The organism is Cupriavidus sp. WS (assembly GCF_000395345.1).
In the GTDB taxonomy this organism is placed as follows: Bacteria; Pseudomonadota; Gammaproteobacteria; order Burkholderiales; family Burkholderiaceae; genus Cupriavidus; species Cupriavidus basilensis_B.
In genome coordinates this window covers 1-16,171 of the sequence record NZ_AQPL01000212.1, presented here as the reverse complement: position 1 = coordinate 16,171, position 16,171 = coordinate 1, and the positions used below count along the sequence as shown (strand labels likewise).

Here is a 16,171-nt window from a genome sequence, read left to right as displayed (position 1 = left end):
CGGTGTGGCTGGTGCTGCGCCCGGCGCCCGCCGTGGCGGTGGCGCCCGCGGTGCCGGGGCGGCCCTGACGGCCCTGACGGTCCCAACGGCCCGCGCGGCGCCGCGTCAGCGGAACCGGTAGGTCAGCGCCGCCATCGCGGTCCATTGCTGGCGGCGCTCGGTGACGGGGCTGCTGGCCGCGTCGCCCTCCAGCCGGGCGAAGGTCAGCGAGCCGAGCGCGGACCAGTTGTGCGAGATCTCGTAGGTGACGATGCCGTTGGCGTGCCACTCGCGCAGCCCCGCGCCCACCGCGTGCGCGGGCAGGCCCGAGCGCGCGCTCTGGTCCGCCGTCACGCCGAAGAAGGTCTGCATGTACTTGCCGTTGGTCCAGGTCACGCCCGGGCCCAGCGTGAACAGCCACTTGCCCGCCGGCAGGCTGAACAGCACGTCGCCGTTGGCGACCAGGCCCTGCCCCTGGCCGGCGATGTCCTGCGCCACGTCGGCCGAGAAGGTGATGAACGACACCTGCGCCTGCGCGAACGCGCGCGCGCGCATGGTCATGTTGACGTCGCCGAGGCCGTCGAGCCGGTGGTCGTTCTTGCTGCGCCGCCAGGTCGGGTCGAACTGGAAGTCCGCGCCGATCTGCCAGATGTCGTTGTTGAGCGCATACACGCCGAGCAGGTCGAAGCCGCGCGAGAAGAAGCGGCCGCCGTAGTCGATGTCCTGGTAGACGATCGGGTAGACCAGCGTGCTGCGCGCGCCGGGGAAGTCGGGGGCCACGTAGACGCCGGGGCCGGCGGAGATCTTCCAGTTGCTGGCGGGAGCGGTCTGGTCCGCGGCGGCGCCGTCCGCCGCCCAGCCGGCCGGCATGCTGAGCGTGAGGGCGAGTGCCAGGAGCGCGCGGCGCGGCGCATGGATGGTGGGCATTGGTGGTCCGGCTCGATATTGTGGATCCCGTCCTGCACGCACGGGGCAGTGCGGGATTCTAGCCGGACGCGGCGCGCGTGGGCGGCGCGCGCCGTGCAAAAAAACGCGAAGGCTACGCGGTCGGCGTCAGCCGGCCGGCGCCGATGCCCTCGACGTTGAAGCGCTCCCGCACCCTGACCACCACCCGCCGTGCCAGCGGCAGGCTCCTGACCGCTTCTTCGTCGCTGCGGTCGGGGAAGTCGACCTCGGCGCTCCAGTTGCAGCCGGTGTGGTCGGGGCGATGCACGCAGACCGCGCGCAGCTGGCAATCCTGGCAGCCGGGCTGCTCGCGCAGCCAGTGGCTCAGCAGGCGCTTGAGTTCGGGCAGGGGTTTGATCTGGCGATCCATGTCGGACTCCGGTTACGGCCCGGCGGGCGCAGCCGGGCAGGGGCCGAGGTTCCGGGTGACGGAGGACGGGGAACCGGCGGCCGTGTCAGTTGATGGCCTTGTCGGCCCGGCATCTCGGGCACAGGCCGTACAGCACCAGCATGTGTTCGCGCAGCACGAAGGCGTTGGCGGAAGCCACCTCGCGCTGGCGGGCTTCGATGGCTTCGTCGCGGAATTCCTCCACGTGGCCGCACGCGACGCAGATCAGGTGATCGTGGTGGCCGCCCTCGTTGAGCTCGAACACCGCGTGGTCGGCCTCGAAGCTGTGGCGCAGCAGGATGTTGGCCTGCACCAGCTGGTTGAGCACGCGGTAGATGGTGGACAGGCCGGCATCCACGTCCTGCGCCAGCAGGATGCGGTAGACGTCTTCGGCGCTGAGATGGCGGCGCTCGCTGGCGCGGAAGACTTCCAGCACGCGCACGCGCGGGGAAGTCGCCTTGAGGCCGGCGCGCTTCAGGTCAATCGGGTCGGTACTGTCTGGAGGCATCAGCATGCTGCGGCTTCGCGCCCATGCGGGCGCATCGATCGGAAATGGTGGTGCTCCGGCCGGCCGCGCCGCGGCGCGCTTCGCGCGAGCGTACGCTGTCCAGACCGCAGGAATGCAGCGGGCGGCATCCTGCACGGAAGGCCGCCCGCTGGCTGCAAGACGTGCTGGCACGGCTTGCGGAATAAAAAGATGGCTTGGCTTGTCGGCCGAAGACGCGATCGGGAAAGCGGGGTCTGGTTGCTTTCCCGATCTTCCGGTGACTGGCTACTGCCAAACGCTCCGCGGTACGGAGCGGTCCCCACAAAAGACGGTGATGGATGCCGCGCTTGCGCGCCACATCGAAAATCCGGTTGGCCGCGGACTTGCCGCCGGCCTTGCTGCTCGCTGCTACTTTTTCTGCGGTGATCCTGCTACCTGCCGGGCTGGTGCTGCTTGCCTCGCGTCAGACAGTGATGCCATAGTAAATGGGAATTAATCTCATTACAAGAAGAATTTGCGGCTTGTCTGAAAAAAGGCGGGCGAGGCCGGGTGGGACCGGGGTCCGCCACCTCTGGCGCGTGTCGCGGGCGATCGTGGAAATGCTCGAAGCCGCGCTGACCCGCCACGGCGCCTCGGTCCGCCGGCCCGGCGCACGGCTGGCGGCCTTCGTCGTGGAGTCCACGGCCGAAGCCGCGACGCGCAAGGCGCCGATGTACGCGCCCGGCGGCATCGGGAGTGGCCAGGGCGGGCGGACTAGCTCCCCGCCGCCAGGCGCCGCGCGGTCCGGCACAGCGCCGCGCCGACATGGAGGACGGCCTTCTCGGCCGCCTTGTCCTTGAGCTCCGCCGCGTCGTCGAATGCTTCGTGCGCGAGTCCGAGCGCGAACGCATCGGGGAGCACCAGCACGCCGAGCTTGTCCAGCACCGTACGCAGCGCCAGTTGGGAGCGCAGTCCGCCCAGCTGGCCCGGCGATGCCGAAACGAGCGCCGCGGCCTTGCCGGCGAGCAGCGCGACGCCGGAGGTGCCGTCCTGCCGCGGGCGGCTCACCCAGTCGAGCGCATTCTTCAGCGCCGCGGCATAACCGCCGTTGTATTCCGGCGTGGCGATCAGCAAGGCGTCATGCGCGGCAAAGTCCGCCTGCAGGCGCCGGGCCGCGGCGGGCACGCCCTGGTCGGCCTCGAGGTCGCCGTCGTAGAGCGGCAGCGCGTAGTCCGCCAGCCGGACCGGCGTCACGGCGGCGCCCGCGCCGCGCGCGCCGCGCGCCGCGACGTCGAGCAGTTTCTGGTTGAGCGAGCCGCGCCGCGAACTGCCGCTCACCGCAAGAATTCTGATGGTCACGAATACTCCTGGACAAAGGTTGCCGTCATCGGGCCGGCGGCGGCCGGTACTCGATCTCGCCGCCCGGCAGGAAATACATCATCAGGGCCAGGCCGTCGACGGTGGGAAAGTGCTCGCTCATCGGCGCGAAGACGCGCCATCCCGCGCCGTGCCCGCAGAACTGCGCGTCGGGCTCCAGCGGGATGATCATGTTGATCTCGCCGCGCGTGTGGCAGTGGTACTGGCCCTTCACGTCGCGCAGCAATCCGCTCTCCACGCTCATCCCGGCGGTGTCGGGCGAGGGCTCGGCGATGCGCCCGCGCCGGTACGCGGCGCCGTCGATCTCGACGTAGCCCGCCCAGCCTTCCTCGACGCCCAGCTTCAGCAGCCGGCACATCGCCTCGTATGGCGCGGTGCCCGCGCCGAACGCCTTGTTGAGGTCCGCTTCGAGGGACTCGTCGAGCGGGCGTGAACGCATCGCGTCGCACAGGCGACGCACCCATTGCAGCAACTCCTCCTTGTGTGGACCGCGCGGCAGCATGTGGCTCTCCTTGTCTGAATGAATCGGTCTGGGTCGGTCTGGATCAGCTGCCCGCGCGCGCCGGCGCGGGCAGGCCGAAGAATGCGGCGGCATTGCCGCCGAGAATGCGGCGCCTGGCCCGCTCGCTCAGGCCGCCGTGGTTTTCCACCAGCGCCCCGATCGACTGCTCGCCGAGCGGATACGGGTAGTCGGACCCCAGCAAGACCCGTTCCTCCCCCATGACGTCGACCAGCAGCGTCAGCGACTTTTCGTCGAACACCGCGCTGTCCACCGAGAAGCGGTCGACGTAGGACGACGGCAGGTGCGGGCAATCCTCCCGCACGATGTCGCGATGGCGCCAGGCATTGTCGACCCGCCCGAGCAGGAAGGCGAAGCTGCCGCCGCCGTGCGCGAAGCACAGCTTGAGCGAGCGCGGGATGCGCTCGAACGCGCCGGAGAGAATCAGCGAGAGGATGCCGAGCTGGGTCTCGGCCGGCATGGCCACGAGCCACGGCAGCATCCAGCGCTTCATGCGGCCGTCGGTCATCATGTCCCACGGATGCACGAGCACCGGGATGCCCTCGTGCGCGCAATGGCAGAGAAACCGCACCAGCGCGTCGTCGTCGAGGTCGCGCGGGCCGACATGGTTGCCGATCTGCACGCCGCGATGGCCCTGCGCGAACGCGCGGGACGCCTCCCGGCAGGCGAGGTCCACGTCCTGCAGCGGCACCTGCGCGAGCGCCATCAGCCGCGCCGGCGCCGCCGAGCAGAGTTCGAGCGCCTTGTCGTTCATGCGCTGCGCCCATTGCAGCGCCGTCGCCGCGGCGTAGCGGTAGCCGAACATGACGGGCGTCGCGCACATCAACTGGATGTCGATGCCCTGCCGGTCCATCTGCTCGAGGCGCCGCGCCGGATCCCACAAGGGCCGCTCGACGGGCCGGAAGGCCTGGTCGCCGAGCATGATCATGCCGGTCTCGCCGCCGTCGTCGACCGCCAGCCAGGGAACGCCCGGCTGGTCGATCCGTGCCGCCTCCTCCCGCGAGATGGTCGGGAAGAAGTGGGAGTGCATGTCAATTCGCAAGGTCATGGTCAGGCTATGCCTTCACTGGTGATGAGGCTACACAATCGAATCGTCTACCGGGTCGTGAACTCGACCTCGCCGACGCCGTTCACTACCGCCTGCACGTGGCTGCCCCGCGCGAGCGCGTGCGCGGCGGTCGCCGCGCCGGCCATGATGAGCGAGCCGGCCGGCAGCGCCGTCTCCGACTCGCTGGCCAGGCGCGACGCTTCCACCACGGCACGCACCGGATGGCCGAGGATGGCGGCGGTCGAGCCGATCTGCACGTCCCGGCCGTCCACGCGCAGGATCACGCCGGCGTTGCGCAGGCCGTCGAAATCGCGCGCCCAGGCGCCGACCACGAGGCCGGCGCTGGAGCAGTTGTCGGCCACCACGTCTTCGAGCGTGAAGCGGAAATCCTGGTAGCGCGAATCGATGATCTCCATGGCCGGCGCGACGGCCTCCAGATAGTCCTTCGCCTCGAGCGCCGTGAGCGGCCGGTCGATCGCGCGCCGCGTCAGGAAGCAGACCTCGGGCTCGACGCGCGGATGGATGAAGTGGCTCAGGTCGACCCCGCCGCCGTCGTCTTCGAGCATGGCGTCGGTGACCCAGCCCCAGATCAGGCTGGACACGCCCATCTGGACCATCTTGGCGCGGCTCGTGAAGCCCAGCTTGATGCCGATGCGGCGCTCGCCGCGCCGCACGCGGCGTTCGACCGAGGCGCGCTGGATGCGATAGGCGTCCGCCACGGAAAAGTCGTCGCCCGCGGTCAGTTGCCGCACGGCCGTCGCGTTCAGCGCCGCCTCGTCCACCAGCCGCGCCGCGTTTTCGATGTCGATCATGCCGCCCTCGCCGGTTGCTGTTCGTTGCGTTGGGCGAGGTCGAGCGCCACGTCCACGATCATGTCCTCCTGGCCGCCCACCATGCGCCGCCGTCCGAGCTCGACGAGAATGTCGAATGCCGCGATGCCGTACTTCGCCGAGGCCGCCTCCGCATGGCGCAGGAAGCTCGAGTAGACGCCGGCGTAGCCGAGCGCGAGCGTTTCGCGGTCCACGCGCACCGGCCGCTCCTGCAGCGGGCGCACGAGGTCGTCGGCGGCGTCGATCAGCTTCCTGACGTCGCAGCCGTGCGGCAGGCCCATGCGGTCCACCGCGGCGATGAACACCTCCAGCGGCGCGTTGCCGGCGCCGGCGCCCATGCCGGCCAGCGAGGCGTCGATGCGGTCGCATCCTTCCTCGAGCGCGGTCATCGAGTTGGCGACGCCGAGCGAGAGATTGTGGTGCGCGTGCATGCCCGTCTGCGTGGCCGGGTCGAGCACCGCCTTGAGCGCGCGGAACCGCTCGGCCACGCCGCGCATGTCCAGCGCGCCGCCGGAGTCCACCACGTAGATGCACTGCGCGCCGTAGCTTTCCATCAGCCTGGCCTGCGTGGCGAGATGTCCGGGCGTGGTCATGTGGCTCATCATCAGGAAGCCCACGGTATCCATGCCCAGCGCTCGCGCGTGCTCGATGTGCTGGCGCGAGATGTCGGCCTCGGTGCAGTGCGTCGCGACCCGCACCACGCGCGCGCCGGCCTCGTAGGCCTCGCGCAGGTCGTGCACGGTGCCGATGCCCGGGATCAGCAGCGTCGCCACCTGTGCCTTGCGCACGGCGCCTGCCACGGCGGCGATCCATTCGTAGTCCGTGTGCGCGCCCAGCCCGTAGTTGAAGCTGGAGCCGGCCAGGCCGTCGCCGTGCGCGACCTCGATGCTGTCCACGCCGGCCTCGTCGAGCGCGCGCGCGATGCGCACGGCCTGGTCCACGGTGTAGCGGTGCCGGACGGCATGCATGCCGTCGCGCAGCGTCACGTCCGAGACGTAGATGTTCCTGGTGTTGTCGGTCATGGTGTGTTCCTTCAGGCGGCCAGCCGCCTTGCCGCGATCTGGTCGGCGGTGCGCAGCGCGGCCGACGTCATGATGTCGAGATTGCCGGCATACGCGGGGAGGTAGTGCGCCGCGCCCTCCACCTCGATGAACGCGCCGACCTTGATGCCGGCCGCCGGCGCGCCGGTTCTGGCGAAGCGCGCCGGCAGTTCCACGCGGTCGAACTGCACGGCCTGCTTGAGGCGGTAGCCGGGCACGTAGGCCGACACGCGCTGCACCTGGGCGTGGATCGAGGCTTCGATGCGCGCCGTGTCTGCGTCCGCGTCGACCAGGCAATAGACCGTGTCGCGCATGAGCAGCGGCGGCTCGGCCGGGTTGAGGATGATGATGGCCTTGCCGACCGTGGCGCCGCCGATGATCTCGATGGCGCGCGAGGTGGTTTCGGTGAACTCGTCGATGTTGGCGCGCGTGCCCGGTCCGGCCGAGCGGCTCGAAATCGACGCGACGATCTCGCCGTAGTGGACCCTGGCCACGTCGGAGACGGCGCGCACGATCGGGATGGTGGCCTGCCCGCCGCACGTCACCATGTTGACGTTGGTCGAATCGAGGTTCGCGTCGAGGTTGACCGACGGCACCACGAACGGCCCGAGCGCCGCCGGCGTCAGGTCGACCACGGTCACGCCGTGGCTGGCCAGCACTTGCGCGTGGCGCGCGTGCGCGCCGGCGGAGGTCGCGTCGAACGCGATCCGCACGCCGCGGAATTCCGGCATCGCGACCAGGCCGTCGATGCCGCCCGCCGTGGTGGCCACGCCCAGGCGCGCGGCGCGGGCCAGGCCGTCCGAGGCGGGGTCGATGCCGGCCATGGCGGCCATGCTGAGATGGCGTGCGTGGCGCAGCACCTTGATCATCAGGTCGGTGCCGATGTTGCCGGAGCCGATAATGGCAACGGGTAATCTGGTCTTGTCGTTCACGATAGCTACTCCGGTCATTGCGAGAAAGCCGCGCGCACTTCGCCCAGGCCTTCGATCCGCGCGGTGAACACGTCCCCTGGCGCGGCCGCGACCATCGGGCCGAGCGCGCCGGTCAGCACGATGTCGCCGGCCTGCAGCGGCTCGCCGGCGCGCGCCATCGTGTCGGCCAGCCAGACCGCGGCATTGAGCGGGTTGCCCAGGCACGCGGCGCCCGCGCCGACACTGACCTGTTCGCCCCCGCGCTCCATGCACATGCCGCAGCGCACGAGGTCGAGCGCGTGAAGGCCGGCCGGGCGCGTGCCGAGCACGAACAGCCCGCCCGAGGCGTTGTCAGCCACCGTGTCGAGCAGGCGGATGTTCCAGTTGGCGATGCGGCTGCCGACGATCTCGAGCGCGGGCAGCGCGTAGGCGGTGGCGCCGATGATGTCCGCCACCGTGTGGCGCGCGTGCGGCAGGTCGCGCTGGAGCACCAGCGCGATCTCGGCCTCCACCTTGGGCTGATGCGCGCGGGCGAACGGGATCTCCTCGCCGTCGCCGTACGCCATGGTGTCCAGCAGCGTGCCGAAGTCCGGCGTGTCCACGCCGAGCTGGGCCTGCACGGTCTTCGACGTCAGGCCGATCTTGCGCCCCACGCGGCGCGCGCCCGCGGCCACCTGGCGCGCGATGTTGATCTGCTGGACGCGGTACGCATTGTCGAGCGCGATGCCGCCTATTTCCGCGATTGCCTCGCGCACGGGCAGCGCGGGGCTGAACGGACGGCTGGCGTGGGCCTGCCAGAGCGCGTCGGCGATGCCTTGCAGCGGTTGTTGATGTGCCATGGTTATTCGACCTTGTTCGACCTTTGTTCGACCTTATTCCACCGTCACGCAGATGTTGGTCAGCTCCGAATAGAAGTCCATCGAGTGGCGTCCGCCTTCGCGCCCGAAGCCCGACAGCTTGGCGCCGCCGAACGGGGTGCGCAGGTCGCGCGCGTACCAGGCGTTGACCCAGACGATGCCGGTCTCGATCTGCTGCGCGACGCGGTGGCCGCGCGCCAGGTGCGTGGTCCACACGCTCGCCGCCAGGCCGTACTTGCTGTCGTTGACGCGCGCCACCACCTCGTCCTCCGTGTCGAACGGCGCGACGTGGCAGACGGGACCGAACACTTCCTCGGTGACGCACCGCGCGCTGTCGGGCAGTCCGGTCCAGATCGTCGGCTGCACGAACGCGCCGCGGTCGCAGTCGTCGCCGAAGTCGGGCACGCCGCCGCCGGTCACCACGCTCGCGCCTTCCTCGCGCGCGAGCCTGAAGTAGCCCAGCACCTTGTCGCGGTGCGCCGCCGAGATCATCGGCCCGGTGGTGTTGCCGGCCACGTAGGGCGAGCCGACGCGCAGCGCCTCGGCGCCCGCCTTCAGCCCGGCGACGAAGCGCTCGAAGATCGGGCGCTCGACGTAGACGCGCTCGGTGCACATGCAGACCTGGCCCGCGTTGGTGAAGCTCGAGCGCAGCACGCCCGCCACCGCGGCGTCGAAATCCGCGTCCGCGAACACGACCGCGGCGTTCTTGCCGCCCAGCTCGAACGACACGTTCTTCACGCCGTCGGCCACGGCCTTCATGATCGTGCTGCCGGTGCGCGATTCGCCGGTGAAGGTGATGGCGTCGATCTCCGGGTGCCTGGTCAGCCATTCCCCGGCCGCGTTCGGGCCGTGGCCGTGGATCAGGTTGAACACGCCGCGCGGCAGGCCGGCGTCGCGGATGACCTCCGCGAGCAGCGTCGCGCTGGCCGGCGACTCCTCCGACGGCTTGGCCACCACGGCGTTGCCCATCGCCAGCGCGGGCGCGACCTTCCAGGTCAGCAGCAGCAGCGGCAGGTTCCACGGCGAGATCACGCCGACCACGCCCAGCGGCTTGCGCGTGACGTAGTTCAGCAGATGCGTGCCGTCGGCGCCGGTGGACTCGAAGCACTCGCCGTGCGCGGTGCTGGCGAGATCGGCGAAGGTGCGGAAGTTCGCGATGCCGCGCGCGACGTCGAGCGTCCTGGCCTGTTCGACCGGGCGGCCGGTGTCGGCCACCTCGGCGGCGACGAATTCGTCGAAGCGGCCCTGGATGCCGTCGGCGATGCGGTGCAGGGCTTCGGCCCGCTGCGCCGCCGTGAACCTGCGCCACGGCCCGCGCTGGGCGCGCCGGGCCGCGCGCACCGCGGCGTCGACCGTGGCGGCGTCGGCCTCGGCGACGCGCCAGAGCTCGCGCCCATCGACGGGGCTGAGCTTGGGAAACGAACTGGCCGGATCGACGAACTCCCCGTCGACGAAATTGCGCAATTGCCTGGGCAATTTCTCCGCGACCGCTGCATAGTCTTCCATGGATACTCCTGCGAACTGGTGGTGAGGCAAGTTTAGGAGCGCCGCCCGGCGTTGAATAATCAATCGTTGGGCGGCTGATATAAGGGCGTGGAATAACGGGCCGGCCAGGGCCGCGCTCAGAAGATGTGCTTGATGCCGACCATCGCGCCAAGCTGGTTGCCGCCGGCCCCCGGGGTGGCGGCCGGCGTGGCGCCGGAGCTGACCGACAGCGCGAGCTGCCCGCCGTTGTCGATGAAGCCGGCGGTGGCATAGACCGAGGTGCGCTTCGAGAATGCGTAGTTGGCCCGCGCGGCGTACAGCCAAGCCTTGTTCGCGCTGTCGTGGTAGCGCAGGAACAGGACTTCTCCGTCGATGCTGAAGGCCGGCGTCACGGCGTAGGACAGCCCGCCGTACCAGAGGTCGCTGCGCGGCGTGGCCGGGTTGCCGTCGTTGTCCCGCCGTATCCAGCCGCCGCCGAGCTTGGCCCGCCCGACGTTGGCAAAGCCGCTCAGCGAGAGGCGGTCGTCCTTCCTCGCGCTGCTGGTCAGGCCGCCGGCCGCGCCGGCGCCGCCGCGCAGCGAGTCGTAGGCGGCGAAGACGCCCCAGTCGCCGGTGCCGTAGCCGATCAGCGCCGACCATTCGCGGCAGGCATTGCGGTCGCCCGCGTTCTCGCCCGCGCACGGCGTGCCGGCCGGAGCCGCGTCGCGGCCGAAGCTGTAGGTGGCGCCGAGCGTCAGCCCGCCGAAGGTGCCTTTGTAGGAAATGGCGTTGTCCGTGCGCGGATTGGCCATGTAGCTGTCGAGCGACGAGGTGCCGAACGTGTTCGGGCCGAGCGTGTCCGGGTCGAGCGTCGCCCAGAACAGCATGGTGTACTGGCGGCCCAGCGCGACCTGGCCCCAGGGGCCGCTGAGCCCCACCCAGGCCTGCCGGCCGAACAGCCGCCCGGCCTGGTTCGACACGCCGGAATCGGGCGCGAAACCCGATTCCAGCACGAACGCGGACTTCAGCCCGCCGCCCAGATCCTCGGTGCCGCGCATGCCCCAGCGCGACGGCACGGTGCCCGACAGGTTGTTCATCCGCGCCAGCCCGTGGCCGCCCGCGTCCGCGTGGTTGACGTATTCGATGCCGGTGTCGATCACGCCGTACAGCGTGACGGACTGCGCGAGCGCGACGGCCGGCGCAAGCGCGAGACTCGCGCAGATGGCTTGCTTGAGTTTCACTTTCTCTCCTTCTTGGTATGGGGGCCGGTGTGGCTCCGGATGGCTCCGTGTGGCTCGGGTGTGGACTTGCGCGAGGCGCGGCGCGCCCCGGTGTGGCCCCGGGTGGCGGGCGGTCGCTTCGGTACTGCGGGAAAAAAGGGCAAAGCGCGGCCCTTCCTGCCGGCCTGGAATGGCACGTTCAAGATCGGTATCGCGGCCGCCGCCGCGGGAAGGGCGGGGGGCGTCAGCCGGCTTCGTCGTGTCCGGAGACTTCCCTCAGGCACTGGATGAAGACCTCGCAGGCCGGCGTGAGGTCCTTGTTGGCGCGCACCGAGTAGCCCACCGTCCCGAAGGCGCCCAGCTCGGCGATGGACAGCGTGCGCAGCAGGCCGGCCTGCACGAATTGCCGCGCCGCCACGCGCGGCATGACGGCGATGCGGTTGGTGGTCAGCAGCAGCCCGAGGTTGGTCAGCACCGACATGGACTCCACCAGGTCGCGCGGCAGCTCGATGCCGGCATTGCGGAACATGCGGTCCACCGAGTAGCGCAGCGGCGAATCCGGCGTCGGCAGGATCCACGGATGCCGGCCCAGCTCGTGCAGCGAGGTGACCGACGGCCCGACGGCGTCGTTGGCGCTGCCCACCACCACGTCGAGCAGGTCCTCGAACAGCGCCTGGTGGGCCAGTGGGAACGCCTCGGAAATCGGCAGCTCCCGCTCCGGCAGGCGGCCGACGACGATATCGACCTCGCCGGTGGCCAGCGCCGGAAAGAGCTGGGCCGTGGGCCCTTCGCGCACCGTGACGACCACGTCCGGCGAGCGCTCCTTGAGCCTGGCGATGGTCGACGGCAGCAGGTGGGCCGAGGCGGCGATCATGGTCCCCACCACCACGCGCCCGGCCGTGCCGAAGCGGAACTGGTCGATCTCCTCGGTCATGTAGCGGAACTCGGCCAGCAGCGACTTCACGCGGCGCGCGAGCAGCAGCCCGAGGTCGGTGGGCACCACGCCGCGGTTCGAGCGCGCGAACAGCGCGCCGTCGACGCCGGCTTCCAGCTCCTGAATGATCTTGGTGACCGCGGGCTGGGTCAGTCCCATGTCGTTGGCCGCGTGCAGGATCGAGCCGGTCTCGATGACCCGGTCGAACACCAGCAACTGGCTCAGCTTCAGGCTGCGGCTCAGCCGGATTTGCGTCAGCGGATGAATGTGCATGGCATCGCCACCTCGGACGTCACCTCAGGGAAATGCCGCGGCGGGCCTGGCCCGTTCGCGGCCGGCGTTCATTCTCTTGCCGCGCCGACCGACGGCAGGTAGGTCGGCACCGGAATGCGGATGCGGTCGGACGTGCGGCAATAGTTCGGTCCACCCAGCCGCCCGACCGGGGCGAACTCGTCCACCCGGATGCGCAGCCGCTGCTCGTCGAAAAGCGCGTCGCGCACGTACATCGCCACGATCTCGCCGAACACGATCGAGCGTTGCGCGGAAAACGCGAAGACCTTGTACAGCCTGCATTCCCAGGCGATGGGCGCCTGCGCGACGCGCGGCACCGCCACCGCCTGCGACGGCGCGAGAGACAAGCCCACCGCCTCCGCCTCGGAGAGATGGGCGGGGAAGTCGCTGCCGCACCGCACGGCCTGTTCCACGATGGGTTCGTCCACCATGTTGACGACGAATTCCTGCCGCGCCAGGATGTTCGTGAGCGTATCCTTGGCCTCGCCGGGCCGGTGGCTTTCGTCGCCGTAGCGGTCCACCGCGATGGCGAACAGCGGCGGGTCTTCGCCCATGTAGTTGAACGCGCTGTAGGGGGCGGCGTTGCACACGCCGTCCCCGCCCAGCGTGGTCACCAGCGCGACGGGGCGCGGGCCGACGCTGCCGGTGATGAGCCAGTACTTCTGCCTGGTGGTCAGGCCGGCCATCGCGATGCTTGTCATGGTGATATGCCTTGGTCCGGAGTTGTGGGGGCTAGGCGCCGCGGCCGGGGTGGAGGGTGCCGCAACTGCGGCAATGCCGCTTTTCCTCCGATGCGTAGAACGCCTCGAACAGGGGAGGCAGGTCTTCGACGATGCTGCGCAACTGCACCTCGACGCGGTGGATCAGGCTGTCGCAGCGCGGGCAGTACCATTCGAACCCGTCCAGCGCGCCCTGCGGGCGCTGGCGCTCGATCACCAGGCACACGCTGCGCTCCTCGGGCCGCTGCGGGGAATGGCGCACGTGCGGCGGCAGCAGGAACACGTCCCCTTCGCGCAGGTCGACGCGCTCGCGCCGGCCGTCCACCATCAGGTTCAGGTGGGCGTTTCCCTCGATCTGGTAGAAGAATTCCTCGAGCGGATCGTCGTGATAGTCGGTCCGCAGGTTCGGGCCGCCGACCGCCGTCACGATGAAGTCGGCGTCCTGCCAGACCTGCCGGTTGCCGACCGGCGGCCTCAGCAGATGCCGGTGTTCGTCGATCCACCTGCCGAAATTGAAGGGCGCACCATACTGCAGCATTGTCTTCTCCGGTTCTTCCTGGCTTGGTCACTGCGCCTGCGCGCGCGGGGCGTAGGCGATGGCTTTGATCTCGATGGTCAGCAGCGGGTGCGGCAACTGATGCACGGCCACCGTCGTGCGCGTGGGGCCGCCCTCGTCGAAGTACTCGGCATACACTTCGTTATAGCCGCCGAAGTCGTGCATGCTGACCAGGAAGGTGGTGATCTCCACCACATTGCGCAGGTCGGCTCCTTCCGCGCGCAGGATGTCGCGGATGTTCTCGATCACCGCGCGCGTCTGCTGCCGGATGTCGACCGACGCGGTGCCGAATTCGTCCGCCGACGCCCCGGCGAAACTGTTGTCCGGCCGCCGCGAGCTGGTGCCCGAGACGAAGAGGAAATCGCCGGCGCGCACCACGTGCGGGAATCGCCCGCGTGGCGTGGCCTTACCTTGCACTAGTCGTGCCTGACTGGACTGCGTCATGGAGTTGCTCCGATGGGTTGAATGCCGGGAATGCCGCTTCACGGGTTCGCGTCACTGGTTCACGTCGACGTCCTTGGTCTCCTTCAGCAGGAACATGCCGAGGACCACCGAGACGCCGCCGACGACGATCGCGTACCACAGGCCGCCCAGCACGTCGCCCGACCTGACGGCGAGCGCGGTCGACATGAAGGGGGCCAGCCCGCCGAAGTAGCCCGCGCCGATGTTGTACGGAATGGAGATCGAGGTGTAGCGGATGGCCGCCGGGAACAGCTCCACGTAATAGGCGGACATCGGGCCGTAGGCCATCGCGCCCCAGATCATCAGCAGGAACAGCAGCGCGTACATCGCCGGGCGGTCGATCGCCTTGTCGTCGGCGGCGCCCGGATAACCCGCGGCCGCCAGCGCCTCCTTGTAGGCTTTCGCGTCGAAGCCCTTGAGCGGCGCGTCGCCGACGTACGTGACCAGCGGCTCGCCGGCCAGGCCGGGCTCCACGCGGTAGGACAGGCCGGCCTGGGTCAGGAAGTCGCGCGCCTTGTCGCACGGCGTGCCGGCATCGGAGAACAGGCCGCCCGAGCAGTCCGAGGCGACCACGCGGATGGCGACGGACTGCCGGAACTGCGCGAGCGCGGGATTCACGGCCTTGCTCAGTTGCGAGAAGATCGGCATGAACGTCAGCACCGCCATGCCGCAGCCGATCAGCACGATCCACTTGCGCCCGACCTTGTCCGACAGCCAGCCGAAGAACACGTAGAGCGGCAGCGAGAAGATCAGCGCGACGACGAGGTAGCCGTAGGCGTCGCTGGCCGGCACCTTCAGCGTGGACGTGAGGAAATACAGCACGTAGAAGTTGCAGGTGTACCAGACCACGCCGACGGCGGCCTGCGCGCCGAACAGCATGGCCAGCATGCGCCGCACGTTCTGGCCGACCATCAGGCTGTCGCGCAGCGGCGCGCTCGAGGTCCGGTTCTCCGCCTTCATGCGCTTGAAGACCGGCGATTCCGACAGCGTCGTGCGGATGTAGGTCGACACGGCCAGCAGGAGCAGCGAGGCCAGGAACGGCACGCGCCAGCCCCACGCGGCAAAGTCTTCCGCCGAGATCCAGCCGCGGCAGATCTGCGTGACCGCGAGCGACAGCAGGAAGCCGAAGGTCGCCGTGGTCTGGAGCCAGCCGGTCGCGTAGCCGCGGCGGCCCGAGGGCGTGTGTTCGGCGATGTAGGCGGCCGCGCCGCCGTACTCGCCGCCCAGCGCCAGCCCTTGCAGCAAGCGCAGCACGACGAGGATGGCGGGGGATGCCCAGCCGAGGGTTTCGTAGGAAGGCAGCAGGCCGATGCCCGCCGTCGAGATTCCCATCAAGACCACGGTGGCGAGAAAGGTGGCCTTGCGCCCGGCTTTGTCGCCGAAGCGGCCGAATACGACGGCACCGAGTGGCCGGATAATAAAGCCGATGCCAAATGTCGCCAGCGATGCCAGATAACTGGCAGTCGAATTACCGGCCGGAAAGAAATGTGACGAAAAGAAAATCGCCAGGCTTCCGTAAAGGAAAAAGTCGTACCATTCCAGCACGGTGCCGACGCACGCGCCCACGACTACCTTGATCTCTTCCCGCCTGGCGGTGCCGCGCGTTCGCACGTCCGCTGTCAGTTCGCTGCTCATTCGAATCTCCTCCACTATCGGCCACGGACTACGGAGCGCCGTTGCTACCGTTGAGGGAGAGTCTAAAAGCTGCATTTGGACGGCCATAATCAATCCTGCGGCCGCTGATATTCCATGCCGTTATATCAGTTCGCCGGCGGCGATGCCGGCCGTATTTCCACGCACTTCCGCGATGCGCCGCGCTGGTGCGGATAAGGGAAATCCCTCCCCCGCGCTGCACCCGAAAAATGCCCGCGCTGCCGTGCGGCGGTATTGCGTCACGCCAATGGTGCAAATTGGCCTTTTACCGGCGCATCGAAAATGAAAATAAAAAAATGGTTGCGGGAATCCGGAAAAAGAAAAACATAAAGACGGCGCTGGAAAAAACGATCCGATTTCCCGCGCGAGGCTGTCGTCTTTTTACGAGCCGGCCGGCGCCAGGCATCGTGCCCGGACAGCCGAGGTAGCGCGGAAGGCATTTTTCCACTGCCGGGCGTCCTTGCTCGCGCAGGCGCCCGACCCCCCCCCCCCGCCGATCCCGCTTACAAAT

18 protein-coding genes are annotated in these 16,171 nt (G+C 69.3%); all 18 read right to left on the bottom strand.

Features of this window, described 5'->3' with window-relative positions; genetic code table 11:
• Window positions 1-105 precede the first annotated feature (105 nt).
• Window positions 106-906 carry a MipA/OmpV family protein gene (locus K206_RS0118095; protein ID WP_020203807.1) on the bottom strand — a complete coding sequence of 267 codons (801 nt, stop codon included), beginning with the start codon at window positions 904-906 and terminating at the stop codon, window positions 106-108.
• A 112-nt stretch (window positions 907-1,018) separates the two neighbouring features.
• A complete protein-coding gene (locus K206_RS0118090; RefSeq protein WP_020203806.1) occupies window positions 1,019-1,294 on the bottom strand; it encodes a hypothetical protein in 276 nt (91 codons plus the stop codon).
• An 85-nt stretch (window positions 1,295-1,379) separates the two neighbouring features.
• A complete protein-coding gene (fur, locus tag K206_RS0118085) occupies window positions 1,380-1,826 on the bottom strand; it encodes a ferric iron uptake transcriptional regulator (RefSeq protein ID WP_020203805.1) in 447 nt (148 codons plus the stop codon).
• 726 nt (window positions 1,827-2,552) lie between these two features.
• Window positions 2,553-3,137 (bottom strand): NADPH-dependent FMN reductase, encoded by a 585-nt coding sequence (locus K206_RS0118075; RefSeq protein ID WP_029043781.1) that lies wholly within the window; start codon window positions 3,135-3,137, stop codon window positions 2,553-2,555.
• Between the two features lie 25 nt (window positions 3,138-3,162).
• The gene (locus tag K206_RS0118070) at window positions 3,163-3,657 is read right to left on the bottom strand and encodes a DUF4863 family protein (protein WP_020203803.1); all 495 of its coding nucleotides are present in this window, start codon (window positions 3,655-3,657) and stop codon (window positions 3,163-3,165) included.
• A gap of 43 nt (window positions 3,658-3,700) precedes the next feature.
• On the bottom strand, window positions 3,701-4,723 hold the full coding sequence (locus K206_RS0118065) for an amidohydrolase family protein (RefSeq protein WP_029043779.1): 1,023 nt from the start codon (window positions 4,721-4,723) through the stop codon (window positions 3,701-3,703).
• Between the two features lie 47 nt (window positions 4,724-4,770).
• Window positions 4,771-5,535 (bottom strand): 2-keto-4-pentenoate hydratase, encoded by a 765-nt coding sequence (locus K206_RS0118060; protein ID WP_020203801.1) that lies wholly within the window; start codon window positions 5,533-5,535, stop codon window positions 4,771-4,773.
• Window positions 5,532-6,575 carry a 4-hydroxy-2-oxovalerate aldolase gene (gene dmpG / locus K206_RS0118055; protein ID WP_020203800.1) on the bottom strand — a complete coding sequence of 348 codons (1,044 nt, stop codon included), beginning with the start codon at window positions 6,573-6,575 and terminating at the stop codon, window positions 5,532-5,534. Before dmpG ends, K206_RS0118060 begins: the two co-directional genes overlap by 4 nt.
• An 11-nt stretch (window positions 6,576-6,586) precedes the next feature.
• A complete protein-coding gene (locus K206_RS0118050; RefSeq protein ID WP_043366861.1) occupies window positions 6,587-7,543 on the bottom strand; it encodes an acetaldehyde dehydrogenase (acetylating) in 957 nt (318 codons plus the stop codon).
• Window positions 7,540-8,343 (bottom strand): 2-keto-4-pentenoate hydratase, encoded by an 804-nt coding sequence (locus tag K206_RS0118045; protein ID WP_020203798.1) that lies wholly within the window; start codon window positions 8,341-8,343, stop codon window positions 7,540-7,542. The genes K206_RS0118050 and K206_RS0118045 overlap by 4 nt, the downstream gene beginning before the upstream one ends.
• Before the next feature lie 33 nt (window positions 8,344-8,376).
• Window positions 8,377-9,867, bottom strand: coding sequence for a 2-hydroxymuconic semialdehyde dehydrogenase (locus tag K206_RS0118040; protein ID WP_020203797.1), 1,491 nt, complete (start codon window positions 9,865-9,867; stop codon window positions 8,377-8,379).
• Between the two features lie 116 nt (window positions 9,868-9,983).
• The gene (locus tag K206_RS0118035) at window positions 9,984-11,066 is read right to left on the bottom strand and encodes a porin (RefSeq protein ID WP_020203796.1); all 1,083 of its coding nucleotides are present in this window, start codon (window positions 11,064-11,066) and stop codon (window positions 9,984-9,986) included.
• A gap of 223 nt (window positions 11,067-11,289) precedes the next feature.
• On the bottom strand, window positions 11,290-12,252 hold the full coding sequence (locus K206_RS0118030; protein WP_020203795.1) for a LysR family transcriptional regulator: 963 nt from the start codon (window positions 12,250-12,252) through the stop codon (window positions 11,290-11,292).
• Between the two features lie 68 nt (window positions 12,253-12,320).
• Complete coding sequence (locus tag K206_RS0118025) at window positions 12,321-12,971, bottom strand: flavin reductase family protein (protein ID WP_020203794.1); 651 nt, start codon at window positions 12,969-12,971, stop codon at window positions 12,321-12,323.
• 31 nt (window positions 12,972-13,002) lie between these two features.
• The gene (locus tag K206_RS0118020; RefSeq protein ID WP_020203793.1) at window positions 13,003-13,527 is read right to left on the bottom strand and encodes a 3-hydroxyanthranilate 3,4-dioxygenase; all 525 of its coding nucleotides are present in this window, start codon (window positions 13,525-13,527) and stop codon (window positions 13,003-13,005) included.
• 27 nt (window positions 13,528-13,554) lie between these two features.
• Window positions 13,555-13,989: a RidA family protein gene (locus K206_RS0118015; protein WP_029043777.1), complete on the bottom strand. Its 435-nt coding sequence runs from the start codon at window positions 13,987-13,989 to the stop codon at window positions 13,555-13,557.
• A gap of 51 nt (window positions 13,990-14,040) precedes the next feature.
• Window positions 14,041-15,642: an MFS transporter gene (locus K206_RS0118010; RefSeq protein WP_020203791.1), complete on the bottom strand. Its 1,602-nt coding sequence runs from the start codon at window positions 15,640-15,642 to the stop codon at window positions 14,041-14,043.
• A gap of 283 nt (window positions 15,643-15,925) precedes the next feature.
• A partial coding sequence (locus K206_RS42955) for a hypothetical protein (protein ID WP_231401625.1) occupies window positions 15,926-16,171 on the bottom strand: 246 nt, incomplete at its 5' end.

Bases quoted from the DNA above. Each gene is read 5' to 3' on its own strand.
- K206_RS0118095 (WP_020203807.1), bottom strand. From the start codon at position 906: ATGCCCACCATCCATGCGCCGCGCCGCGCGCTCCTGGCACTCGCCCTC.
- K206_RS0118090 (WP_020203806.1), bottom strand. From the start codon at position 1,294: ATGGATCGCCAGATCAAACCCCTGCCCGAACTCAAGCGCCTGCTGAGC.
- fur (WP_020203805.1), bottom strand. From the start codon at position 1,826: ATGCTGATGCCTCCAGACAGTACCGACCCGATTGACCTGAAGCGCGCC.
- K206_RS0118070 (WP_020203803.1), bottom strand. From the start codon at position 3,657: ATGCTGCCGCGCGGTCCACACAAGGAGGAGTTGCTGCAATGGGTGCGT.
- K206_RS0118065 (WP_029043779.1), bottom strand. From the start codon at position 4,723: ATGACCTTGCGAATTGACATGCACTCCCACTTCTTCCCGACCATCTCG.
- K206_RS0118060 (WP_020203801.1), bottom strand. From the start codon at position 5,535: ATGATCGACATCGAAAACGCGGCGCGGCTGGTGGACGAGGCGGCGCTG.
- dmpG (WP_020203800.1), bottom strand. From the start codon at position 6,575: ATGACCGACAACACCAGGAACATCTACGTCTCGGACGTGACGCTGCGC.
- K206_RS0118050 (WP_043366861.1), bottom strand. From the start codon at position 7,543: ATGACCGGAGTAGCTATCGTGAACGACAAGACCAGATTACCCGTTGCC.
- K206_RS0118045 (WP_020203798.1), bottom strand. From the start codon at position 8,343: ATGGCACATCAACAACCGCTGCAAGGCATCGCCGACGCGCTCTGGCAG.
- K206_RS0118040 (WP_020203797.1), bottom strand. From the start codon at position 9,867: ATGGAAGACTATGCAGCGGTCGCGGAGAAATTGCCCAGGCAATTGCGC.
- K206_RS0118030 (WP_020203795.1), bottom strand. From the start codon at position 12,252: ATGCACATTCATCCGCTGACGCAAATCCGGCTGAGCCGCAGCCTGAAG.
- K206_RS0118025 (WP_020203794.1), bottom strand. From the start codon at position 12,971: ATGACAAGCATCGCGATGGCCGGCCTGACCACCAGGCAGAAGTACTGG.
- K206_RS0118020 (WP_020203793.1), bottom strand. From the start codon at position 13,527: ATGCTGCAGTATGGTGCGCCCTTCAATTTCGGCAGGTGGATCGACGAA.
- K206_RS0118015 (WP_029043777.1), bottom strand. From the start codon at position 13,989: ATGACGCAGTCCAGTCAGGCACGACTAGTGCAAGGTAAGGCCACGCCA.
- K206_RS0118010 (WP_020203791.1), bottom strand. From the start codon at position 15,642: ATGAGCAGCGAACTGACAGCGGACGTGCGAACGCGCGGCACCGCCAGG.